Raw genomic sequence first — 23,354 nt, forward strand, 5'->3', positions numbered from 1 at the left:
GATTCGGCTTTAAAGAAAAAGGTCGTCTGAAAACGATTTAGCGGATTCTGCTATATTCGTTTTCAGACGACCTTTATATGTTCTTTTGCGTATGAAGACCGAACCGACCGCCGTCATTCCCGCCTTCGCAAGAATGACGGTCATAGGAAAATCAATGCATTACCCAAAATAATTAAATTAGAAAACTTAACTTTGGTAGGAAGACTTAAATGGCAAAAACAAAATATTCCGCACGGATCAATGGAGAACATATTGATGGGACAATAGAAATTATAAAAAGAATCGTCTTACATCTGCATAATATGGGCAAAACACAATTTAAGGTAAAAGATGTAGATGAACAGATTGAAGAACTAAAAAACCAATGGCAGATTACTCCTGACTATAATGATGATACACGTGCTTCTTTGTATGTACTTAGTGTTAATTCAAACTCAAGGAAGCATTATCACGAATCAATGCACCAAGACTTTTTATGGTGGAAAAAAGGAGGAATATTTGAATTATACAAACCAACAAATTTTCAAATAAACTCAACCCAATCTTTGGAACAAGATCTCGGTAAACTCAAAGAACAATTAGCATCTGAAATTGAACCAGAAAAACGAACCGAAATCGAAACCTTAATAAAAGCCCGTCAAGGGCAAGGCAGATTCCGGCAAAAACTACTCGAACTGTATCCGAGCTGTCCACTGACAGATCTAGATGTTCGGTCTTTACTTATTGCCAGCCATATCAAACCTTGGAGCAAGTGCAATAATGAAGAGAGGTTAGATCCCTTCAATGGTCTGATGCTCGCCCCCAATATCGACGCATTATTCGATAGCGGTCTGATTACGTTTGAGACCGACGGTACGATAAAAATCAGTCCGAAAATCGATCTGGAAAATCAAAAGCGGCTTGGAATTTCTCCCGATATGAAATTAAAAATTCGACCGAAAAGCGAAAAATATTTCGAGTATCACCGCAACCACGTTTTCCAAAAAGAAGAATAGAAAGTGTTGAACAGTCCGTTGACTTAAGGTCGTCTGAAAACAATTTAGCGAACCACGCTCTATCTGTTTTCAGACGACCTTTTTGCGTTCTTTTGTATACGAATACTAACCAATTACCGTCATTCCCGCGCAGGCGGGAATCCAGACCTCTGCATTTCAGAAATATAGTGGATTAAATTTAAATCAGGACAAGGCGACGAAGCCGCAGACAGTACAAATAGTACGGCAAGGCGAGGCAACGCCGTACTGGTTTAAAGTTAATCCACTATACTTAAAGATTACTGTAAATCCAAACCTCAAGATTCCCACCAGCGCGGGAATGACGATGATTGAGTATTTTCCATTTGAATTCACCATAAAACCAAAATGCCTGCCCCTTTTCGGGCAGGCATTTTCATACGTCAGTTCAATCAGGTTCGACTCAATATTCCACCGTCCAGCCTATCTCGCCGCCCGCGCGCATCGGGACGAGTTCGCCGTCGCCGTAAGGGACGCTTGCGGGGACGGTTTGGCTTTGTTTGACGAGGGTGATCGTGTCGGCGTTTTCGGGAATGCCGTAGAACCTTGCGCCGTTTTTCGAGGCGAAGGCTTCGAGTTTGTCCAACGCGCCTGCTTTTTCAAACACTTCGGCGTAAAGCTCGATGGCGGTCATGGCGCTGAACATGCCGGCGCAGCCGCAGGCGTTTTCTTTGGCGGATTTGGCGTGCGGCGCGGAGTCGGTGCCGAGGAAGAATTTGTGCGCCTTCTCGCCGGTAACGGCGGCGACCAATGCCTGACGGTGGGTTTCGCGTTTGAGTACCGGCAGGCAGAAATGATGGGGGCGCACGCCGCCGACCAAGAGGTCGTTGCGGTTGAGCAGGAGGTGTTGCGGTGTAACGGAGGCGGCAACGTTGTCGCCTGCTTCCAAAACGAGGCGGGCGGCTTCGGCGGTGGTGATGTGCTCAAACACGACTTTAAGCTCCGGCACTTGCGCCAAAACGGGTTTCATTACGCGCTCGATAAAGGCGGCTTCGCGGTCGAAGATGTCGATTTCGGGGTCGGTTACTTCGCCATGAACGAGGAACAGGATGCCCTGTTTTGCCATTTCTTCCAACACGGGAATGAGTTTGAACAGGTCGGTTACGCCGGAATCGGAATTGGTCGTTGCGCCTGCGGGGTAGAGTTTGAAGGCGACGATGCCGGCGGCTTTGGCTTCGCGCACCAGCTCGGGTGTGGCTTGGTCGGTCAGGTAAAGCGTCATCAACGGCTCAAACGCGCTGCCTTCGGGCAATGCCACCATGATGCGCGCTTTGTAGGCAAGCGCGTCGGCAACGCTGACGACGGGCGGCTTGAGGTTGGGCATGATGACGGCGCGCCCCATCTGGCGGGCAGTATAGGGGGCAACGGCTTTGAGCGCGTCGCCGTCGCGCAGGTGCAGGTGCATATCGTCGGGGCGGGTTATGGTCAGGGTTTGCATGGGTGTTCCTTTTTAGATTTTTGGGTTTCAAACGACCCCTTGATGCTTCCTAGGGGCTGTCAACATTTCATTTTCTCAGTGGATTTTTGTTCACAAAGCGGAAGATTCAAGGCGGAAACCGCAACAAGGTTGGACACCTTGTGAGGATTTCCAACGTGGAAGATGCCGCTTTGAGGATAAAAAGACACGGAAACTATTGAATGGCGACAGCCCCAAAGCTCGTCTGAAAAGACTATTGCACAAGGACAGGTTTGCCGTTGTAGGACTGATGCGTCAGGTAAAACACCGCCTGCACGGGCAACTGGTCGGACGGGGTGGTTTTGACGGTCAGCAGGGTTTCTTCCGGACTGCCCGACGCGCGCCACGCATAGGACAGCTGACGGATCGGAACCGGCGATTCGGAGGCTTGATCGGTGCGCAATTCGTTGTTCAAACCCTTCGGCGGGTTTTCCACCAACACCATAAACTGCTTGCGTATCAAGTTTTCGTCCGCCCGCGCCGTCTTCACGCTGCAACTGTCGCCGGTCAGGCTCAAATAATAATCCGCGCCGTCCTGCGTTTTCTTCCAAACGGCAAGCGCATCCGGCTCAATGAAACCTGCGGGCAGCCTGCCGATTTCTTCCGCGTTCAAAGCCGTCAGTTTTTCATTATCGGCAAACGCGCGCACTTTATCGGCAGCCCCGTCAAAAGCGACGCAGCCTTGACGGAACAATTCCGCCGCCGCGTTCGCACGATCCGCCATCTGCTCGGGCGGCACTTCTTCCCTGCCGCACGCCGCCAATAAAACGGAGAAAGTGGCAAGCGTCAAAAGCCTTGAAATCGGACGTTTCGCCATTTTCAGACGACCTCTATTTATGTTTCACGACCAGCGTGAACACGCCGTCTTCTTCGCGCGATTCGAGCAAGACATGCCCGGTCTGGCGGCAGAAAGCCTCAAAATCGCCGGGCGCGCCGCCGTCGGTCGCCAACACGGTCAGGACTTCGCCCGCCTCCATTTGCGCCAAGGCTTTTTTGGTTTTCAAAATCGGCAAAGGGCATCTGAGCCCCTTCAGGTCTAAGGTGTGTGCGTTCATATTTTCGGATGTTCCGTTAACAGGATTAACATGAATTATACCGTACTTACTTGCACCCCACCCCGCCGAACCCATAAAATAAAGCCGTTTTTCACTTTGGAGCACACCATGCGCCGTCTCGCCCTCCTAACCCTCTGCCTCGCCGCCACGGCAGTCAACGCCGCCGGATTCAGCGAAAAAGATACCCCCTTCAACACACGCTACAAAGAAAGCCCCGAAGAAGCCGCAGCCCGCGAGTTCGCCGAACAAAAAACTGCGCTCCCGCCGCTGCCCGACACCCAATCCGGCGACTGGTTCGACCTCTACGTCAGCGAAGACTACGGCAAACAGCCCAAAATCCTCCTCAGCAGCCTGCAAATCATGCCCTCTCCCGACGGCAGCATCCGCTACATCCTCAACGTCCGTTCCGACAAAGGCCATGACAACCTGACCGTCGAAGGCCTCTTCTGCGCCCACTCTTCCTTCACATATGGCAAAGACAAACGCTCGTCTTATAAAGTGTTCGGCTACGGCGACACCGTCAACCGCCGCTGGATCGAGCCGCGCAAAGCCGAATGGAAACCCATAGGCTCAACCTTCAACAAAAACGACGCAATGCGTGCCGTCCTCTACCAGGCCTTCTGTGTCGACGGTGTACCGAACACCACCGAAGGCCTGGTCAAACGCCTCAAAGAACGCGCCGGACGCTACGCGCCGAAGATGGTGCGCCACGACAAATAAGCAAGCCGTTTGACGGTTTCAAACATCAAAAAAGGTCGTCTGAAGCATTTTCAGACGACCTTTTTCCATTCGAATCAAACACGGATGTCGGGTACTTTATTGAACAAACGATAGAAATTGTCGCTAGTGTAAGCGGCAAGCGTTTCTACGGGTTCGCCGCGCAGTTTCGCCACAAACTCGGCGGTATAACGGACATAGGAAGGTTCGTTAGGCTTACCGCGTTTGGGAACAGGGGCGAGGAAGGGGGAGTCGGTTTCGACCAGCATTCTGTCCGCAGGGACGTATTTGGCAGCTTCTTGAATTTGCGGGGCATTTTTGAAGGTAACAATACCGGAGAAGGAAATGTACAGCCCCAAATCCAAAGCGGCTTTGGCAAAAGCGGTATCTTCGGTGAAGCAGTGGATAACGCCGGAATTGGTTTGACCTTCTTTCAGAATCGCCAAAGTATCAGCGGCGGCATCGCGGGTGTGGACAATCACGGGCAAACCGCTTTCGTTGGCGGCTTGGATGTGTTCGGCGAAGCGGCGGTGCTGCCATGCCAAATCGCCTTTGCACCAGTAATAATCCAAGCCCGTTTCGCCTACGCCGACGACTTTCGGGTGTTTTGCCGCTTCGACCATTTCAGCGACGGTAAATTCTTCGGCTTCTTGGCTGTCGGGGTGGACGCCTATGGTGCAGTAAATCTGTTCATTGGCTTGGGCAATGTCGAAGACTTCGGCAAAACTCTGTTTGCTTACGCTGATGGCAAGCGCCTGCTTGACGCTTTGTTCTTCCATATTGGCAAGCACTTCAGGCAGGCGGTTGCTTAAGCCTTCGAAATTGAGGTGGCAGTGTGAATCAATTAAATGCATGATTTTAAAGCGTAAAGGTAACACGGTCGCTGCGCAGTTTCGGTCCCAGCTCGCCTTCAATCAGGGTTTTCGCCTGAAGGCAGCTTTCGTGTTCGGAAAATGCCAGCCCGACGCCTTTAGGACGGTGTGCGGAAGTACGGGCGGGATTGATCCAGACGACTTTGGTAGGCAGGAAGCGTTTGGGGTAATCGGCGATTTCAACGGCGAGCAGGATGTCTTCGCCTAATGAAAATACGTCTTCGGTCGGAACGAAAAGTCCACCGTGTTCGAGAAACGGCATATAGCAGTTGTAGAGCAGGGTCGGGTCTTTAAGCTGCAACGCCATCATTTTCGCCGGAATGTCTTTATTGTTGTTTACCATTTTGTTTTACCTTATCTAATTATTTGTTTTGCCAAAATTCGAGATATTCAGTCAGCAGATACTCAAGCTGCATTTTAACACTCAAGGTGTGGTATCCGTAAGGGCTGAGTGCGTTCAGACGACCTGTCAGCGCAAACAGGCGGCGCGGATCGGTTTTGGAAGCCGTCTGCGACAATGCCTGCGCGTAATCGGGATAATAAAGCGGCGGCATTTGTTGTTGCGCCAAGCCGACATCCAACAGCCATTTCTGCATCCAATCGATGAAGACTGCCAACGGCTGTTTGTGTTTGTCAAACGCAGCGGCGTAGTCGAGTATCGTCAACAGACGCGGCGCGGCAAGTAAAGTGAGCAGCTCTTCGCGTAAGTCATCCATTTCGGGCGTATGCGCAAACAAAGGCGCACCGCTGTGAAAAGCCAGCAACGATTCCGCATCGTCCACACCCTCTCCCTGAAGATACGCCAAAGCTTCGTCGCGCGAAGGTGCAGGCAAAACCATCTGGCGGCAACGGCTTTTAATGGTCGGAAGAAGCTTGTCGCGTGCATGCGTAACCATCAAAAAAACAACATGTTGCGGCGGCTCTTCCAAAGCTTTGAGCAAGCCGTTTGCCGCCTGTACGTTCATACTTTCAGCGGGATGCACCAATACCACCCGCAATCCTCCGCGCACAGCCGTCAGATAAATATTTTCCACAATATCGCGCACGGCATCGATTTTGATCTGCAACAATTTTCGCCCGACCGCACCGTCTTCGGGGATTTCAGGAGTGAGTTCGTAAAAATCGGGATGGCTGTTTTGCAAAAACAAATGACACGAAGCGCATACGCCGCAAGGCTGATGATCTTCCCGAGGCGATTCGCACAGCAAAGCCTGCGCTACAAACCGTGCAAACGCTGTCTTACCGGTGTTTTCCTTGCCGGTAAACAGCCAAGCGTTCGGACGGTTTTCCCAATGATCAGCAAGCTGCCGCCACTGGTTTTGATGCCACGGATAAATCATGTCGAAAAGTACAAGCGTTTGAACAAAAGCGTGATTATACAGGGAAATGTTAGAGGTCGTCTGAAAAGAGGCTTCCGTTTCAGACGACCTTGCCGGATGTGCATCATTTTTAAGCAACATGATTTTTTGCTTGTATATCAATCGTCAAACCAATTTATACACAGGCTGTTCACACAGTTTGCCTGACAAAATGTGTATCACAACAAAATCCACACAATACTTTTTTCAAATTTCAAACAACAGCCTGCGCTATAATCCGCCTCATTCACTTCCACCCTTTCAATCATGAACCGACAAAAAACCTACCTGCTGCTGACCGCCCTGTTCACTCTGATTTTCATCGCGCTCATCATGCTCGGCGGCTACCTGCTTTCCATCCAAAGCAAACAATTCGCCGTCGCCGCCTTCCTGTTCGCCTTCGGCGCCGTCTTCGCCCAAATCGGCAGTCTCGCCCTCTACATCCGCCACAAAGCCCGCGCACAAATCATGCGTGAGCAACAAACCGAATCCCATTAAGGAAAACCCATGTTCGACAAAATCGTCCTCGCCAGCGGCAATGCAGGCAAACTCAAAGAATTTACCTGCCTCTTCGCCGATTTGAACATCGAAGTCCTGCCGCAATCCCAGTTCGACACGCCCGAATGCCCCGAGCCGTACCACACCTTTGTCGAAAACGCACTCGCTAAAGCCCGCCACGCCGCCAAACACAGCGGCCTGCCCGCGCTCGCCGACGACTCCGGCATCTGCGCCGCCGCATTAAACGGCGCACCCGGCGTCCTCTCCGCTCGCTATGCCGGAGCCAATCCTAAATCCGATGCCGCCAACAACAAACGCCTTTCAGACGACCTCGCCGACAAAGCTGACAAAAGCTGCTACTACGTCTGCGTCCTTGTCCTCGTCCGCCACGAAAACGACCCGCAACCCATCATCGCCGAAGGCATCTGGCGCGGACAATGGCAGGCAGAAGCCGCCGGAACCAACGGCTTCGGCTACGACCCGCATTTCTACCTGCCCGAACACAACTGCACCGCCGCCGAGCTTGCCCCCGAAATCAAAAACGCCGAAAGCCACAGGGTGCAGGCGTTGCGGGAATTGCTGAAAAAAATCGAAGCCTTATAAATCGATAATAGGTCGTCTGAAAACCCGAAACGCTTTTTCAGACAACCTGACCACTACATTATGAAAGGAAACTCATGTCCCCTAAACAAATCCTGATTGTCGCCATCCGCCTGACCGTCATCATTTGGATAGTCAAAACCCTGTCAACCGCCATTCCCCTGATGGATTTCGCGTCCGACAACGACATCAGGTTTCCCGTCTCAGAAGTACTGGGCGTATTCGGTTTTTACAGCATAGTGTGGTTGTTTTTATGGTTTTTTCCCGCCACAACCGCCAATTTCCTCCTGCCCAAAATCCATCAAAAGCCGCAAGAATTGCCCAAAAACCCTGCCCCTTGGTTAACCACAGGTCTGATTTTAATCGGCTTTTACTCCCTATCCCTCGCGCTGGCCGACCTGACTTACCTGTATAGTTTTTACCAAATCGCCCAAAACGGTATCACCGCCTCGGCGGACGGCATCTGGACCATGATGACGAACCAAGACAAAGCCACCACGCTTGCCGCCACCGTCCAAACCTTGATCGGCATCCTCCTGATTTTTGGCGCACCGTTTATCAGCCGCCAGATCCGCAAGCATTTATAAACCCGTAACAGGCCGTCTGAAAATGTATTCCATGTTTTCAGACGGCCTCAAAACCCAAAACAACCAATGACCCAAATCACATTCCCCCAAGCCGGACAGCTCACCGCCCTGCCGCCCCTGTCGCTCTACATCCACATCCCGTGGTGCATCAAAAAATGCCCGTATTGCGACTTCAATTCCCACAGCCTGAAAAACGGATTGCCCGAAGCCGCCTATATCGACGCGCTGCTGACCGATTTGCAGCTTGAATTGCCCAATATTTGGGGCAGGCCGGTGGAAACGATCTTTTTCGGCGGCGGTACGCCCAGCCTGTTTCAGGCGGAATCGATTGACCGTTTGTTGAGCGGCGTGCGTTCGCTGTTGCGTTTGCAGCCCGAAGCGGAAATTACTTTGGAAGCCAATCCGGGCACGTTTGAAATCGAGAAGTTTCAAGGATTTAAAGACGCAGGCATCACGCGGCTTTCTATTGGCGTGCAGAGTTTCAACGACGATATGCTGATGCGGCTAGGACGTGTCCACAATGGCAAAGAAGCCTTAACCGCCATCGATACTGCGTTGAAATTATTTGATAAAGTCAATATCGACTTGATGTATGCGCTGCCGAACCAAACCGTTCAAACGGCATTGGACGACGTACAAACCGCCATCGCCACAGGTGCAACCCACATCAGCGCGTATCATCTGACCATGGAGCCGAACACGCCGTTCGGTCATACGCCGCCGAAAGGTTTGCCGCAAGACGAAGCCGCATTAGACATCGAAGACGCGGTACACGGCGCACTGGAAGGCGCGGGTTTTATCCACTACGAAACATCGGCTTTTGCAAAACCCGCCATGCGGTGCCGCCACAATTTGAACTACTGGCAGTTCGGCGATTATTTGGGCATAGGCGCGGGCGCGCACGGCAAAATCTCCTACCCAGACCGCATCGAGCGTACCGTCCGCCGCCGCCACCCCAACGACTACCTTGCCTTAATGCAAAGTCAGCCAAGTGTTGCCGTTGAACGCAAAACCGTTGCCGCCGAAGATTTGCCGTTCGAATTCATGATGAACGCCCTGCGCCTGACCGATGGCGTACCTGCCGCGATGTTGCAGGAGCGCACGGGCGTACCCGCCGCCAAAATCATGGCGCAAATCGAAACGGCTAGACAAAAAGGTCTGCTGGAAACCGACCCGACCGTATTCCGCCCGACCGAGCAGGGACGGTTGTTTTTAAACGATTTGTTGCAATGCTTTTTATGAGTTTATCCAAGATGAAAGAAAACTATCCAAAGAATTTCAAACCGCATGAAATTAAGAATGACAAAGCATAAGTTGTTTGACTTGAAGACGAAAACTATAAAAAGCTTTGCAATCACTTGGTGTTATGGGGATTGCAATTCTACGGTTATTAGGAGCAATTAATGCTGGATGTTTTTTACCAAATTTCACTTTCCAGCCTTCTTTGATTTTGGTCTTGACCAATTTATCTATTTTGGTATCTGTACTGAATCTGTTCATTTATATATTCCTTCTTGAGTTTTTAGAAACCGTTACCGAACTTTGAATCAATAACGGTTCAGGTTTATATTAGTATGGGGTATTATTTACCTTTTGCAGGATTATTACCACGACCACCTCCTGAAGGGTTACCTGTTCGGCTTGGCCAGTTGGGATTTGTATTACCAGTATTATTGGTTGCCATAATTATTTCCTTTTAAAATTGATAAGAAGATTATCCGCTAATGGATATTTAGCGAATACGGTCATGATAAATTCGGCACTCGGACAAACAGCGACAAAATTAGGGACAAATAGGAGTTTATAATGGAAAATAAAGAAATATTTTCTAACTTTATGAATCTAAAGAACTTTAAAAACTGGTCTGATAATGACCTGGCTAAAGAGGTTTTCAATATTTTACATGATGACGAAATTCGGCATCTATCCAGCGCTGAAGAGGAAGAAGAGATAAGGTTATTCTGTGAAAGATTTTCTCAAGGGCTAGGGCGATTAAAAACTAATGATAAAAGAGAACCTCGTTTTAAACTATATGAAGATAAAAGTAGAAGAATTACTTGGAAGCAATGCTGGGAAGCAGTATCTAAAGAATACCCTAATGTGCAAAACAAAAATGAAGTATTAGATAATATCGATAATGATAAAGAACTAGAAATAAAAAGAATTATTGACAAAACAATAGAAACTCAAGAAATACTTTCTTGGAATAGTGATTTGCAAATTTACTTCAATGCCGCAACCTTATTTTATAACAACAAACCTAAATTCATTCTAGATGCTTGGGTGAACTTAGATAAAAATTACAATGAACAGAATAGATTAGAAGACTTAGCAGAAAAACATAACTTAGGAAGTTTACAGACTTATTTAGGTAATTTTTATTTTTACAAAAAACAAAAATACTCTAAATCCTTGGAATTCTATAAATCAGCAGCCCAAAATTATGATGAGTTAGCTCTCTATCAACTAGGGCAAATCTATGAAATTGGCGTAAATGGGCATATTGAAAAAGATATTGATAAAGCAATGGAATATTATAAAGAAGCTACTGAATATGACTTTCCTTTTGCATTGAATAAATTAGCATATTTATCTTATTGCACACGAAAATATCAACAATTTTTTGAATACGCGAGGAAATCGGCAGAAATTAGCGGATTTAATCCATTACCTATTGTAGAAGGACCGATGATGCTTGATACGGATGAGAATGGTTACTCTTATATTAAAAGGTCAAATAAACAGCAACAATTTCCAAATTATCTTGGAGTGTTATATTTAGGTTTCGCATATCAAGAAGGGCTTGGGATTAATAAAAATTTGTCAAAAGCAATTCAACAATACGAGCATTTTTTAGAATTTCCATTTAACCATTGGACTCAAACTGTTTTAACAAGGTTATTTCTTTTACTCAAAGAATGTGCCCAAAACGAAGAAGATATAACCAAAGCTAAAAATGCTTTTAATAAATTGAAAGAATTAATAATTAAAAGTTTGGATACGGCTTGGGAAACCACGGATTCAAGTATATTGAAATTTGAAGATAATTTATTAGGATTACATCCTGATTTTATTAATGAAATCGAAAATGCAAAATATTTTTCCCATGGTTATGGAGACTCTATTCTCTTAAAATCAATAGCTAAACGATTCACATCATAAAAAATGCGGTTGTATAGCATATAAATCCAAGATTCATCTTTAAGACATTTCCTTTAATACGCTTTTAGAATATTAAAAATGCCGCCTGGGCACATTTAATCTCCTTTGACCAAACTCCCTAATTAGCAAAAAATTTTGTATTATTGCAATTTCGTTCTGTCCACTCTTTCTAGGAGAAAATCATGTCCAAAACCATCATCCACACCGACAAAGCCCCTGCCGCCATCGGCGCATACAGCCAAGCCGTGCGCGCGGGCGACACTGTTTACATGAGCGGTCAAATCCCTCTCGATCCCGCCACCATGACCGTTGTCGGCAATGGCGACTTCCGCGCCGAAGCACGCCAGGTCTTTAAAAACCTGCAAGCCGTCGCCGAGGCCGCTGGCGGCACACTGGGCGACATCGTCAAACTCAACGCCTACCTGACCGACCTCGCCAACTTCGCCGTCTTCAACGAAGTCATGGCAGAGTTCATCCAAGAACCCTTCCCCGCCCGCGCCGCCGTCGGTGTCGCCTCCCTGCCCAAAGGCGTGCAGGTCGAAGCCGAAGCCGTGCTGGTACTGAACGCATAAGACACACAACCCGTTTCAGACGACCTCCCACAAGCCAAAGGTCGTCTGAAACACCACACACAATCGGACAATAACAACAATGGCACACTACGCAATCGGCGATATTCAAGGCTGCTTCGACGAATTCACCCTTCTGCTCGACAAAATCAACTTCAACCACGGCACAGACACCCTCTGGCTCGTCGGCGACATCGTCAACCGCGGCCCCAAATCCCTCGAAGTCCTCCAATTCTGCATGGAACACGAAAGCAGCGTCCGCATGGTTCTTGGCAACCATGACCTGCACCTGCTCGCCGTCGGCTACGGCGAAGGCACCGTCAAGCGCAGCGACACCATCACCCCCATCCTCCAACACCCCGACAGCAAAAAAATGCTCGATTGGCTGCGCTTCCAGCCCCTGCTGATCAAAGGCGTGCGCCATGTTATGGTTCACGCCGGCATCCTGCCCCAATGGACCATCGCCCGCGCCGAACTGCTTGCCAGCGAAACCGAAGCCGAACTGCGCGGCAAAAAATACAAAAAGTTTTTCTCCAAAATGTACGGCAACAAACCCGCCGAATGGCGCGACGAGCTGACCGGCTACGACCGCCTGCGCATGATTCTCAACGTCTTCACCCGAATGCGCGCACTGACGCTGAAAAACGAACTCGACTACGACTACAAATCCACCCTCAAAAAAATGCCTACGAACCTGCGCCCTTGGTTCAAAGCCCCAAACAGGCAAAACCTCAGCCACACCATCGTCTTCGGCCACTGGTCTTCGCTGGGCTTTATGAACACCGACAACATCCTCTCCCTCGACACCGGCGCACTTTGGGGCGGCGAACTGACCGCCATCAACCTTGCCGACCACAGCATTACCCAAGTCCCTTCACTGGGCGGTTTGGACTGGAAAACGGCTTTGAAATAAGCCATAAAAATGAAAAAGGTCGTCTGAAATCCCGAGATTTAGGTTTTCAGACGACCTTTTATATCGACAGACCGCAAGCCTTACCTGCGGTTTGACCATCAAGCCAGCGGGGCGAGCAGTTTTTCGAATGCTTCTTCAAACTGTTTCAAACCGTCTTCCTGTAAGCGGTTGGCGAGGGTTTCTACGTCTATGCCGAGCGCGGCAGTTTCGGCAAGCTGCGCTTGTGCTTCTTCCACGCCTTCGGTCAGCGTGGCTTTGGCTGTGCCGTGGTCGATGAAGGCTTTGAGTGTGGCGTCGGGGACGGTGTTGACGGTGTGCGCGCCGATCAGGCTGTCAACGTAGAGTGTGTCGGGATAGGCGGGGTTTTTGACGCCTGTGGATGCCCATAAGAGCTGTACGCGGTTTGCGCCTTTGGCTTCCAGCGCGGCAAATTCGGGGCTGCCGAAGTATTGCGCCCAGTCTTGGTAGGCGGCTTTGGCAAGGGCGATGGCGATTTTGCCTTTGAGATGATCGGGCAACGTGGCGTCCAGCGCGCCGTCCACGCGGGAGATGAAGAAGCTGGCGACGGCTTGGATATGGGCAACGCTTTGTCCTGCTTCCAGGCGTTTGGCGATTCCGCGCGCGTAGGCTGCGTAGGCTTTGAGGGTTTGGGCGCGTGAGAACAGCAGGGTCAGGTTCACGCTGATGCCCTCGGCAATGAGGGTTTCGAGTGCTTCGATGCCTGCGTCGGTAGCGGGGACTTTAATCATGGCGTTTTTACGCGCGATGGCGGCATGGAGACGGCGGGCTTCTTCTACCGTGCCTTGTGCGTCTTTGGCAAGCTCGGGAGAAACTTCGAGGCTGACGAAACCGGTTTTGCCGCCGGTGGATTCATGTTCGACAAGGCAAACGTCGCAGGCTGCCTGTACGTCGGCAATCGCCATGGTTTCGTAGCGTTGTTTGGGGCTGAGGTCTTGCTGCTTGAGGGCGGCGACTTCATCGGCGTAAAGCGCGTCGCCGGCGAAGGCTTTTTGGAAGATGGCGGGATTGGAAGTTACGCCGCACACGCCTTGTTTCAACATTTGCGCCAATTCGCCGCTTTGTATGAGCGAGCGGGAAAGGTTGTCCAGCCAGATTTGTTGTCCTAATGCTTTAACGTCCGATAAAATAGTCATCTCTGATTCCTTTAAATATAGGTTATTTGCGAAGCAGGCAGTAATGCTACCCCTATTCGGAAAATTTGGATAGTTTATTAGGGCATTTCATCATGTCCAAAATCATATAAAACGAACACAAAAAGGCATGAAATTATGGCAGGAAACGGTCAATATCTCGATTGGGCGCGCGAAGTGTTGCACACCGAAGCGGAAGGCTTGCGCGAAATTGCGGCAGAATTAGACGAAAACTTCGTCCTTGCGGCAGACGCGTTGTTGCACTGCAAAGGCAGGGTCGTCATCACAGGCATGGGCAAGTCGGGACATATCGGGCGCAAAATAGCGGCGACCATGGCTTCGACCGGCACACCCGCGTTTTTCGTCCATCCTGCGGAAGCGGCACACGGCGACTTGGGCATGATTGTGGACAACGACGTCGTCGTCGCGATTTCCAATTCCGGCGAAAGCGACGAAATCGCCGCCATCATCCCCGCGCTCAAACGCAAAAACATCACCCTCATCTGCATCACCGCCCGCCCCGGCTCGACCATGGCGCGCCATGCCGACATCCACATCACGGCATCAGTTTCCAAAGAAGCCTGCCCGCTGGGACTTGCCCCGACGACCAGCACCACCGCCGTTATGGCTTTGGGCGATGCGTTGGCGGTCGTCCTTTTGCGCGCACGCGCGTTCACGCCCGACGATTTCGCCCTGAGCCACCCCGCCGGCAGCCTCGGCAAACGCCTGCTTTTACGCGTGGCAGACATTATGCACAAAGACGACGCGCTACCTGCCGTCCGACTCGGCACGCCCTTAAAAGAGTCCATCGTCAGTATGAGCGAAAAAGGCTTGGGTATGCTGGCGGTAACGGACGAACAAGGTCGTCTGAAAGGCGTGTTCACCGACGGCGATTTGCGTCGCCTGTTCCAACAGCGCGACCGCTTTGATGGGCTGACCGTCGATGAAATCATGCACCCTTCCCCCAAAACCATCCCCGCCGAACGCCTCGCCACCGAAGCCCTGAAAGTCATGCAGGCAAACCATGTGAACGGGCTTTTGGTAACCGACGCCGACGGCGTGCTGACAGGTGCGCTGAATATGCACGATTTACTGATGGCGCGGATTGTGTAGTCCAAGCAGGTCGTCTGAAACCCGATTCAAGGTTTTCAGACGACCTTTCCAGTATAATCCAAGCCTTTCCCCCGATTGCGAACCCACCATGACCCCGATCCAACTCGACCATACCGCCAAAGTGCTGGCTGAAATGCTGACCTTCAAACAGCCTGCCGATGCCGTTTTGTCCGGCTACTTCCGCGAACACAAAAAACTCGGCAGGCAAGACCGCCACGAAATTGCCGAAACCGCCTTCGCCGCCCTGCGCCATTATCAAAAAATCAGTGCCGCTCTGCGCCGCCCGCATGCCCAACCGCGCAAAGCCGCGCTTGCCGCGCTCGTTCTCGGCAGAAGCACCAACATCAGCCAAATCAAAGACCTGCTCGACGAAGAAGAAACCGAGTTCCTCGGCAGCCTCAAAGCGCGCAAAACCGAATTTTCAGACGACCTCCATACCGCCGCCGAATTGCCGCAATGGCTGGTGGAGCAACTGCAAAAACATTTTAGTGACGAAGAAATCCTCGCCTTCGGCCGCAACATCAACCAAGCCGCGCCGCTCGACATCCGCGTCAACACGCTCAAAGGCAGACGCGACAAAGTGCTGCCGCTACTTCAAGCCGAAAGCCCCGATGCAGAAGCCACGCCCTATTCCCCTTGGGGCATACGCTTGAAAAACAAAATCGCCCTCAACAAACACGAATTGTTTTTAGACGGCACGCTGGAAGTCCAAGACGAAGGCAGCCAGCTCCTCGCCCTGCTCGTTGGTGCCAAACGCGGCGAAATCATCGTCGATTTCTGCGCAGGCGCAGGCGGCAAAACCCTCGCCGTCGGCGCGCAAATGGCAAACAAAGGCAGAATCTACGCCTTCGACATCGCCGAAAAACGCCTTGCCAACCTCAAGCCCCGCATGACCCGCGCTGGGCTGACCAACATCCACCCCGAACGCATCAGCAGCGAACACGACAGCCGCATCGCCCGCCTCACCGGCAAAGCCGACCGCGTTCTGGTCGATGCCCCCTGCTCCGGCTTAGGCACGCTGCGGCGCAATCCCGACCTCAAATACCGCCAGTCGCCCGAAACCGTCGCCAAACTTTTGGAGCAACAACACAGTATCCTCGATGCCGCCGCCAAACTGGTCAAACCGCAAGGCAGGCTGGTTTACGCCACTTGCAGCGTATTGCCCGAAGAAAACGTAATGCAGGTCGAACTCTTTTTGGAAGAACACCCCGAATACGAACTGCTCGACTGCGCCGAGCTGCTCGCCAGTTTGAAAATCGATTTAAACACCGGCAAATACCTGCGCCTTGATTCGGCAAAACACCAAACCGACGGATTCTTCGCCGCCGTTTTGCAACGCAAGGAATAAATATTCAAACAAGTCGTAAACACACGAAAGGTCGTCTGAAAAACCCGAATCAGGTTTTTCAGACGACCTTTCACAATCCCACCACGCCGCAGCTTGAACTTTGCCTGCAAAATCAGCCAAGCAAATTTGGAATCGGACAATCAAGTATTTTCGCGGGAAAACTACGCTACATGTTGCGGCTATCGCAAACATAATTAACTTTGAATACAGCATGTCGTTCAATTCCGTCATTCCCGCACAGGCGGGAATCCATCGTAAAACTTGAGAAACCTTGATTTGAAAAACAGTTTCTGAATTTCAAAAATGGATTCCCGCCTGCGCGGGAATGACGGCTGACGACGATGACGGATGTCGTATTAAAAACCAATATCTCAGGTCGGCATTCATGCCCGACCTGCAAACGGCAAAGCAACGCCCAAAACACGAAAGGTCGTCTGAAAACCCTTTCAGACAACCCCCTCTCAATTCAGTTGACCAACCTGCCCGCATTTTCAGACTTTTCCGCAGGTCCTTCCTCATCGCCCGTCGGCGGCGTTTCCACCAAATCGGGCAACACCAATTCGCCTAATTCCGTCAGTGGCGGCAGCTCTTCCAAACTATCCAACTGCAAATCGCTCAAAAATGTTTCCGTCGTCGCCCACAATGCAGGCCGCCCGATCGAATCACGATGCCCGATCACTTCAATCCAGCCTCTGTCCTGCAAAGTCTGCATCACGTTCTGCGACACTGCCACGCCGCGTATGCCCTCAATGTCGCCTCGCGTAACCGGCTGCTGGTAGGCAATAATCGCCAGCGTTTCCATTACGCCGCGGGAATAGCGCGGCGCACGCTGCTCCTGAAGGCTGCCCAGCCGCTCGAATGCCGCCTGAGCAATCTGAAACCGCCAGCCCTCGTGCGTATGCACCAGTTGCAACGCCCTGCCCTGCCAACGTGTTTTCAACTGCGCCAATACATCGATTAATTTGTCCTGCGACAGCGGCGGCACACACAATTCGCGCATGGATTTTTCGTTTAAGGGTTCGGTTTGGGTCAAAAGCGCGGCTTCGATGAGCGCGTCGGGAGGGAGTTTTTCGTTCATAATTTAAGATTGTTGCTCGATATAACAAGTTTTCAGACGACCGCCAAGTGCTTAAAGGTCGTCTGAAAAACGGAAACAGCAGGATATGTTTGACAGGGCAAATTTAAATGAAGTACCTGTTTCGGCCTCTCATCGGAGCGGGAATGACGATGTGCGTTTTTCCTATTTTAACCTACGGCACATTCGGACAGAAACCGTCTTTATCCGCCATGACAGGCTTCATAAAGCGGCAGCAAATCTTCCACCGTTTCGGCTATCCATTTCGCTACATCCTGCTTGCCCAAATCGTCGCGTTCAATGTGTTTGCCGATGCAGAAAAAGTCTTCGTCGTTTTGCAACCTTCGGTCGGATTCGCTTTGTTGTGCGACGGTGCGGTAGTCGTCGTATTCGCTTTCCGCGCCGTGCCACATATCGAATGCGGCGTATTTTTCGGTATCGAAATTGTCCAGCCAGCGGTTGTATTCCGGCAGCGCAATCGGTGATACGTCGGCTTTGTAGCAGTGCCAGTCTAGGCTGACGCTCAGGCGGCGGCGGTTCAATAAAATCGATAAAATCGCGGCGGAATTTTTGTATTGGGCGTATTTGAAGTAGGCGAAGAAATGGGCGCGAACCTGCCAGCCGTTACACCAGCGTTCGATATGCGGCGGGGCGAAAGGTTCGCCCAAATCGGCGGCGACCTGCTGTATCAGCTGCTGCCATATCTGCCAGTTTTCCTTGTAGTCGGCTTTGATTTGCGGAATGCTCTCGGGCTGGTATTTTTTGAGCTGGGCAAACTGGAAAAACGGGATATTGAACAAATCGCAGCTTTTTGGCGTCAGCATGGTTTGCTTCCTTTTCAGACGACGTGGTTGTGTTACGGGTGATATTGAGGTCGTCTGAAAATCTGTTTTCAAGTTTTCAGACGGCCTTTGTTTGAAGAAACGGCAATCTGTAAACGGCCTTATCTGCGCCGGCGCGCCGCCATGATTTCGCCGATTTCGGTCAGTTTCTCTTTGGGGATAAACGTTTTGCCCATGTCGAACAAGGGTTCTTCAATCGCCAGATGCACATCGTAACCCGCCACAAAGCGTTTGAACGCTTCCGCATCGGGGATATAGGCGTTGTCTGCTTCGAGTTTGGCAAATTCGGCAGCCACGGCATCCCAGTTGCCATGCAGGCTCACATGTTGGCGCAAAAGCTCGTTCACGCTTTCTTGGGCTTGCGGCGCGTATTGCAGCAGCAGCGGGAAGAAGTTTTCTTCTTCGTCTTCATGGTGCAGCGGCGCGGCGACGTTGAAATATTGGGCGATTTGGCGGATGGTTTGCAAAACAATCTGATTGCAGCCGTTTTCGGCGATGTAGTCCGACAGCATGGCGACCTGGCCGCAGAAACGGCGCACTTTGCCGTGGCAGGCATACAGCATTTCTATCGGTTCGGCAAAGGTAACGCTTTTAGTTTCAAACGGATTCATGGTTGTGTTCTCGACGGGATACTTTTCAGACGACCATTTTATAACAAAACAGCCTGCATAAAGCAGGCTGTCTGTATTCGGACGCTTAAGGCGGCTTAGTTCACCAAAGTAACGTCGCCTTTCATCAAAGCGCCGTGTCCTGGGAATGAGCAGTAGAATTTGTAGCTGCCGTCTGCCAGTTTGGCAGGATCAACGGTTACAGAAGTCTCTTCGCCGCCGCCAATCAATTTGGTATGACCGACGACACGGGCATCACCGGCTTTTACATAGTCGGCTTCGGCACCGGCAGCAGCGCCGTCTTTCAATACGCCATCCATGTCTTCTGCTTTGGAAATCACGATATTGTGACCCATGCCTGATTTAGGTTGGGTACCGGTGTGTTTCAGGGTAATGGTGAATTCTTTACAAGCTTTGCTGATTTGAATGTCTTTAGTGTTGAACTGCATGTTGTCGTTGGATTCAACGGTAGCCGAGCAGTTGCCTGCGGCAGGTGCAGCGGCAGAGTCGGCAGGCGCTGCTTCGGAAGCAGGAGCAGCATCGGCAGGTGCAGCAGTTTCCGCAGGAGCGGCTTCAGAAGCGGCAGGCGCTGCATTCTCAGCAGGTTTTGCAGGTTCTTGCGAGCAGGCAGCCAAACCGATAACGGCGGCAGAAATCAGGGCTAAATATGCTTTCATTTGTATCTCCTAATGATGATAGTCATGATGATAGTCTGTTAATTTTTACAAAACAAAACTTGCGAATATATTAATAAACCCATATTCAGGTTTACTATCTACAAGCGGAACCAAAGAAATAATGAAGCCGTATTCTGCTACAACAACCCAAACAAGTCCAAGATTCCATAGCAAATTTACATCAGTTTACCTAAAAAAGAATGACTACTATTCAGGTATTATTTCTTTAGTATTAGACCCTCTCATCCGAACGAATGAAATTTAACTTATGTTAACAATTTAAATAATAATTCCTAACTCAACGGCTGTGTTTGCGCACCACCTCCGCCAGCGCGGCAGCCAATTCAGGATGCTTGTCTTCCAATTTTACCGCCGCCGCATCAAAACTCTCCAACGCCGCCCCGCTCAAATGCAGGCTGTTGACCTTGGGTTGCGCCGGCGGCTTCGGCACGACTTTGACCGCCACATCCCGAATCCCCGCGTTCAATTCCTGAAGCTGCGGCACAAGCGCGGGCAATATCATTTTCAGACGCGAAGCCGCCATACCGTTTGCCGCCAGTAACACCAGCCTGCCCTCTTCGATACAGGCAGTTTGAAAGTGAGGATGCAGGTTTGCCGGCAGGATGCGTTTGACTGCTGCATCCAGCCTGCGCCATTGTTGGGACTGCTGCAACAAACCCGCCAACCGCTTGTCCCGTTTGCCCAATTGTTCCAAATTCATATGTTTCAGACGACCTTTTCAAAGTGTACGGTTGTATTATCAAGATTGAAATCCGGTAAAACTGCCTTTATTTCAAACGGCATGACTGCCTTGCCGCGAGGCTTGTGTTAAAATCCCCGTTTCGCCATTATTTTATATCAGGCGCAGGAACTATTTCATGCTGACAAACATTGCTAAGAAAATCTTCGGCAGCCGCAACGATCGACTGCTGAAACAATACCGTAAATCCGTTGCCAAAATCAACGCACTCGAAGAACAAATGAAAGCCTTGAGCGATGCGGATTTACAGGCTAAAACAGCCGAATTCAAACAACGTCTTGCCGACGGACAGACTCTGGACGACATCTTGGTCGAAGCCTTCGCCGTCTGCCGCGAAGCGTCCCGCCGCGTACTCGGTATGCGCCACTTCGACGTACAGCTTATCGGCGGTATGGTGCTGCACGACGGCAAAATCGCCGAAATGCGTACTGGTGAAGGTAAAACCTTGGTCGCTACGCTTGCCGTCTATCTCAACGCCCTTTCCGGCAAAGGCGTGCACGTCGTTACCGTCAACGACTATCTTGCCTCCCGCGACGCGGGCATCATGGCACCGCTCTACAACTTCCTCGGCTTAACCGTCGGCGTCATCATCGCCGATATGCAGCCGTTTGACCGTCAAAACGCCTACGGCTCCGATATTACCTACGGCACCAACAACGAATTCGGTTTCGACTACCTGCGCGACAATATGGTAACCGACCAATACGACAAAGTTCAGCGCGAATTGAATTTTGCCGTAGTGGACGAAGTGGACTCCATTCTGATCGACGAAGCGCGTACCCCGCTGATTATCTCCGGTCAGGCGGATGACAACATCCAGCTGTACCAAATCATGAACAGCCTTCCTGCGCACCTCATCCGCCAAGAAACCGAAGAAGGCGAAGGCGATTACTGGGTCGATGAAAAAGCACACCAAGTCATCTTGAGCGAAGCGGGTCACGAACACGCCGAGCAAATCCTGATTCAAATGGGCTTGCTGCAAGAAAACGACTCTCTCTACTCCGCCGCCAACATCGCCCTGATGCACCACCTCATGGCTGCCCTGCGGGCGCATACGTTGTTCCATAAAGACCAACACTACGTCATCCAAGATGGCGAAATCGTCATCGTGGACGAATTTACAGGTCGTCTGATGTCCGGCCGCCGCTGGTCCGAAGGTTTGCACCAAGCCGTCGAAGCCAAAGAAGGCGTGGAAATCAAACGCGAAAACCAAACCCTCGCCTCCATCACCTTCCAAAACTATTTCCGCCTGTACACCAAGCTCTCCGGCATGACCGGTACCGCCGATACCGAGGCTTTCGAGTTCCAAAGCATCTACAACCTCGAAACCGTCATCATCCCGACCAACCGCCCCGTACAGCGTAAAGACTTCAACGACCAGATTTTCCGTTCTGCCGAAGAAAAATTCGAAGCCGTCGTCAAAGACATCGAAGAATGCCACAAACGCGGACAACCAGTCCTCGTCGGTACCACCAGCATCGAAAACTCCGAACTGGTCTCCAATCTTTTGCAAAAAGCCGGACTGCCGCACAACGTCCTCAACGCTAAAGAACACGAACGCGAAGCCCTGATTGTCGCCCAAGCCGGTAAAGTCGGCGCCATTACCGTCGCCACCAATATGGCAGGCCGCGGTACCGACATCGTCCTCGGCGGTAACCTCAAACACCAAATCGAGGCCATCCAGTCCAACGAAAACCTGAGCGACGAAGAAAAAGCCGCACAAATCGCCGCCCTTGAAAACGGCTGGCAGGCAGAACACGACCAAGTGGTCGCAGCAGGCGGTCTGCACATCATCGGTACCGAACGCCACGAAAGCCGCCGTATCGACAACCAATTGCGCGGACGCGCAGGCCGTCAGGGCGACCCCGGCTCCAGCCGCTTCTACCTCTCGTTTGAAGACCCGCTGCTGCGCCTCTTCGCGCTCGACCGCGCCGCCGCCATCCTCAACCGCCTCGCTCCCGAACGCGGTATCGCCATCGAACACGGCATGCTAACCCGCCAAATCGAAGGCGCGCAACGCAAAGTCGAAGGCCGCAACTTCGACATGCGCAAACAAGTATTGGAATACGACGACGTTGCCAACGACCAACGTAAAGTCATCTACCACCAACGCAACGAAATCCTCAACAGCAAAGACGTCAGCGACCTGACCAAACGCATCCGCGAAGAAGTCATCAGCGATTTGGTCGATTTGTACATACCGCCCGACAGCATGGAAGAGCAATGGGACATCCCTGGGCTCGAAAGCCAGCTTGCCGCCGAATTCCGCCTGAACGAAGACATCCAAGCATGGCTCAAAGCAGACAGCACTTTGGACAATCAGGACATCAAAGAGCGTCTGATTAAACGTGTGGAAGAAGAATACGCAGCCAAAGTCGAGCTGGTCGGTAAAAAACCGATGGCGGATTTCGAACGCAACGTCATGCTGCAAGTCATCGACCTGCAATGGCGCGAACACCTTGCCGCCATGGACTACCTGCGCCAAGGCATCCACCTGCGCAGCTATGCCCAGAAAAATCCGAAACAGGAATACAAACGCGAAGCCTTCGCCATGTTTGAAAACCTGTGGCGCGGTATCAAGCATCAAACCGCTTCCCTCTTAGCCTCCGTCCAAATCGAGCGCAACACCGACGTAGAAGAAATTGCCGAACCCGCACCCGTCGGCATCCAAACCATCCACTCCGAAGCGCCCGACATGGAAGAACTGCTCGGACAATCCCAAACTAATTTGGTTACCGAAGCTTTCGACCCCGATGGAACGGATTTTAGCCCCGAAGCGCTGACCGCCCAAGGCCGTATCGTCCACCGCAACGACCCCTGCCCTTGCGGAAGCGGCCTGAAATACAAACAATGCCACGGCAAACTAAGCTGATGACAGCTTAAACAAAAGGTCGTCTGAAACTTTGAACTGGCCCCCAAATCTTGGACACTCATAAAAGCCTATTCAGGCGCTCTGTGCAAGCTGGGTTCTGTATGCGAC

The 23,354-nt window shown here is 51.1% G+C and carries 25 protein-coding genes and 1 pseudogene; 13 read left to right on the plus strand and 13 right to left on the minus strand.

Features of this window, described 5'->3' with window-relative positions; genetic code table 11:
- Positions 1-209: 209 nt before the first annotated feature.
- Positions 210-995 (plus strand): HNH endonuclease, encoded by a 786-nt coding sequence (locus AC5M9B_RS05635; RefSeq protein ID WP_080614363.1) that lies wholly within the window; start codon positions 210-212, stop codon positions 993-995.
- Between the two features lie 160 nt (positions 996-1,155).
- Positions 1,156-1,269: pseudogene (locus AC5M9B_RS05640) on the plus strand (IS5/IS1182 family transposase); the annotation flags it as partial.
- A gap of 147 nt (positions 1,270-1,416) precedes the next feature.
- On the opposite strand, the gene pyrC reads toward AC5M9B_RS05640, so the two are convergent.
- From pyrC to AC5M9B_RS05655, 3 genes are all read right to left on the minus strand, one after another.
- Positions 1,417-2,451, minus strand: coding sequence for a dihydroorotase (gene pyrC / locus AC5M9B_RS05645; protein WP_070443053.1), 1,035 nt, complete (start codon positions 2,449-2,451; stop codon positions 1,417-1,419).
- Between the two features lie 232 nt (positions 2,452-2,683).
- The gene (locus AC5M9B_RS05650; RefSeq protein WP_060974505.1) at positions 2,684-3,286 is read right to left on the minus strand and encodes an NMCC_0638 family (lipo)protein; all 603 of its coding nucleotides are present in this window, start codon (positions 3,284-3,286) and stop codon (positions 2,684-2,686) included.
- 13 nt (positions 3,287-3,299) lie between these two features.
- Positions 3,300-3,524, minus strand: coding sequence for a sulfurtransferase TusA family protein (locus tag AC5M9B_RS05655; protein ID WP_009311572.1), 225 nt, complete (start codon positions 3,522-3,524; stop codon positions 3,300-3,302).
- Positions 3,525-3,632: 108 nt separating this feature from the next.
- On the opposite strand from AC5M9B_RS05655, the gene AC5M9B_RS05660 reads away from it, so the two are divergent.
- Positions 3,633-4,244 carry a CNP1-like family protein gene (locus tag AC5M9B_RS05660; RefSeq protein WP_039409827.1) on the plus strand — a complete coding sequence of 204 codons (612 nt, stop codon included), beginning with the start codon at positions 3,633-3,635 and terminating at the stop codon, positions 4,242-4,244.
- Positions 4,245-4,318: 74 nt separating this feature from the next.
- On the opposite strand, the gene AC5M9B_RS05665 is transcribed toward AC5M9B_RS05660, so the two are convergent.
- From AC5M9B_RS05665 to AC5M9B_RS05675, 3 genes are read right to left on the minus strand one after another with little or no spacing between them, the layout of a single operon-like run.
- Positions 4,319-5,095 (minus strand): TatD family hydrolase, encoded by a 777-nt coding sequence (locus AC5M9B_RS05665; RefSeq protein WP_060974506.1) that lies wholly within the window; start codon positions 5,093-5,095, stop codon positions 4,319-4,321.
- A 4-nt stretch (positions 5,096-5,099) separates the two neighbouring features.
- Positions 5,100-5,456, minus strand: a complete 357-nt coding sequence (locus tag AC5M9B_RS05670; RefSeq protein ID WP_003760734.1) for a PilZ domain-containing protein — start codon at positions 5,454-5,456, stop codon at positions 5,100-5,102.
- A gap of 19 nt (positions 5,457-5,475) precedes the next feature.
- Complete coding sequence (locus tag AC5M9B_RS05675) at positions 5,476-6,453, minus strand: DNA polymerase III subunit delta' (protein ID WP_487648374.1); 978 nt, start codon at positions 6,451-6,453, stop codon at positions 5,476-5,478.
- 285 nt (positions 6,454-6,738) lie between these two features.
- On the opposite strand from AC5M9B_RS05675, the gene AC5M9B_RS05680 reads away from it, so the two are divergent.
- From AC5M9B_RS05680 to hemW, 4 genes are all read left to right on the plus strand, one after another.
- Positions 6,739-6,969 carry an NGO_0222 family membrane protein gene (locus tag AC5M9B_RS05680; RefSeq protein ID WP_019270290.1) on the plus strand — a complete coding sequence of 77 codons (231 nt, stop codon included), beginning with the start codon at positions 6,739-6,741 and terminating at the stop codon, positions 6,967-6,969.
- Between the two features lie 9 nt (positions 6,970-6,978).
- The gene (gene rdgB, locus AC5M9B_RS05685) at positions 6,979-7,572 is read left to right on the plus strand and encodes an RdgB/HAM1 family non-canonical purine NTP pyrophosphatase (protein WP_487648360.1); all 594 of its coding nucleotides are present in this window, start codon (positions 6,979-6,981) and stop codon (positions 7,570-7,572) included.
- Positions 7,573-7,646: 74 nt separating this feature from the next.
- Positions 7,647-8,156, plus strand: a complete 510-nt coding sequence (locus tag AC5M9B_RS05690) for a hypothetical protein (RefSeq protein ID WP_487648361.1) — start codon at positions 7,647-7,649, stop codon at positions 8,154-8,156.
- A gap of 66 nt (positions 8,157-8,222) precedes the next feature.
- Positions 8,223-9,398, plus strand: a complete 1,176-nt coding sequence (gene hemW, locus AC5M9B_RS05695; protein WP_487648362.1) for a radical SAM family heme chaperone HemW — start codon at positions 8,223-8,225, stop codon at positions 9,396-9,398.
- Positions 9,399-9,449: 51 nt separating this feature from the next.
- Here hemW and AC5M9B_RS05700 read toward each other — a convergent pair whose 3' ends face one another.
- Positions 9,450-9,656, minus strand: a complete 207-nt coding sequence (locus AC5M9B_RS05700) for a phosphoribosylglycinamide formyltransferase (RefSeq protein ID WP_487648363.1) — start codon at positions 9,654-9,656, stop codon at positions 9,450-9,452.
- A gap of 306 nt (positions 9,657-9,962) precedes the next feature.
- On the opposite strand from AC5M9B_RS05700, the gene AC5M9B_RS05705 reads away from it, so the two are divergent.
- From AC5M9B_RS05705 to AC5M9B_RS05715, 3 genes are all read left to right on the plus strand, one after another.
- On the plus strand, positions 9,963-11,318 hold the full coding sequence (locus AC5M9B_RS05705) for a tetratricopeptide repeat protein (RefSeq protein ID WP_487648364.1): 1,356 nt from the start codon (positions 9,963-9,965) through the stop codon (positions 11,316-11,318).
- Between the two features lie 182 nt (positions 11,319-11,500).
- Positions 11,501-11,890, plus strand: coding sequence for a RidA family protein (locus AC5M9B_RS05710; protein ID WP_003756963.1), 390 nt, complete (start codon positions 11,501-11,503; stop codon positions 11,888-11,890).
- A 79-nt stretch (positions 11,891-11,969) separates the two neighbouring features.
- Complete coding sequence (locus AC5M9B_RS05715; RefSeq protein WP_487648365.1) at positions 11,970-12,800, plus strand: symmetrical bis(5'-nucleosyl)-tetraphosphatase; 831 nt, start codon at positions 11,970-11,972, stop codon at positions 12,798-12,800.
- 98 nt (positions 12,801-12,898) lie between these two features.
- Here AC5M9B_RS05715 and tal read toward each other — a convergent pair whose 3' ends face one another.
- The gene (tal, locus tag AC5M9B_RS05720; protein WP_487648366.1) at positions 12,899-13,954 is read right to left on the minus strand and encodes a transaldolase; all 1,056 of its coding nucleotides are present in this window, start codon (positions 13,952-13,954) and stop codon (positions 12,899-12,901) included.
- Positions 13,955-14,089: 135 nt separating this feature from the next.
- On the opposite strand from tal, the gene AC5M9B_RS05725 reads away from it, so the two are divergent.
- Complete coding sequence (locus tag AC5M9B_RS05725; protein ID WP_487648367.1) at positions 14,090-15,064, plus strand: KpsF/GutQ family sugar-phosphate isomerase; 975 nt, start codon at positions 14,090-14,092, stop codon at positions 15,062-15,064.
- An 88-nt stretch (positions 15,065-15,152) separates the two neighbouring features.
- Positions 15,153-16,412 carry an RsmB/NOP family class I SAM-dependent RNA methyltransferase gene (locus AC5M9B_RS05730; RefSeq protein ID WP_487648368.1) on the plus strand — a complete coding sequence of 420 codons (1,260 nt, stop codon included), beginning with the start codon at positions 15,153-15,155 and terminating at the stop codon, positions 16,410-16,412.
- Between the two features lie 466 nt (positions 16,413-16,878).
- Here AC5M9B_RS05730 and scpB read toward each other — a convergent pair whose 3' ends face one another.
- The 5 genes from scpB to AC5M9B_RS05755 form a co-directional block, all read right to left on the minus strand.
- The gene (scpB, locus tag AC5M9B_RS05735) at positions 16,879-17,490 is read right to left on the minus strand and encodes an SMC-Scp complex subunit ScpB (RefSeq protein ID WP_487648369.1); all 612 of its coding nucleotides are present in this window, start codon (positions 17,488-17,490) and stop codon (positions 16,879-16,881) included.
- 200 nt (positions 17,491-17,690) lie between these two features.
- Positions 17,691-18,311, minus strand: a complete 621-nt coding sequence (locus tag AC5M9B_RS05740) for an HI_0552 family protein (protein ID WP_019271537.1) — start codon at positions 18,309-18,311, stop codon at positions 17,691-17,693.
- A gap of 119 nt (positions 18,312-18,430) precedes the next feature.
- On the minus strand, positions 18,431-18,940 hold the full coding sequence (locus tag AC5M9B_RS05745) for a hemerythrin domain-containing protein (RefSeq protein ID WP_003764291.1): 510 nt from the start codon (positions 18,938-18,940) through the stop codon (positions 18,431-18,433).
- 95 nt (positions 18,941-19,035) lie between these two features.
- Positions 19,036-19,614, minus strand: coding sequence for an azurin (gene azu, locus AC5M9B_RS05750; RefSeq protein ID WP_487648370.1), 579 nt, complete (start codon positions 19,612-19,614; stop codon positions 19,036-19,038).
- Between the two features lie 298 nt (positions 19,615-19,912).
- On the minus strand, positions 19,913-20,335 hold the full coding sequence (locus AC5M9B_RS05755; protein WP_487648371.1) for a DciA family protein: 423 nt from the start codon (positions 20,333-20,335) through the stop codon (positions 19,913-19,915).
- A gap of 157 nt (positions 20,336-20,492) precedes the next feature.
- Here AC5M9B_RS05755 and secA point away from each other — a divergent pair, with 157 nt between their 5' ends.
- Positions 20,493-23,246, plus strand: a complete 2,754-nt coding sequence (gene secA, locus AC5M9B_RS05760; RefSeq protein ID WP_487648372.1) for a preprotein translocase subunit SecA — start codon at positions 20,493-20,495, stop codon at positions 23,244-23,246.
- Positions 23,247-23,354 lie beyond the last annotated feature (108 nt).

It is taken from the genome of Neisseria flava, from assembly GCF_982712965.1.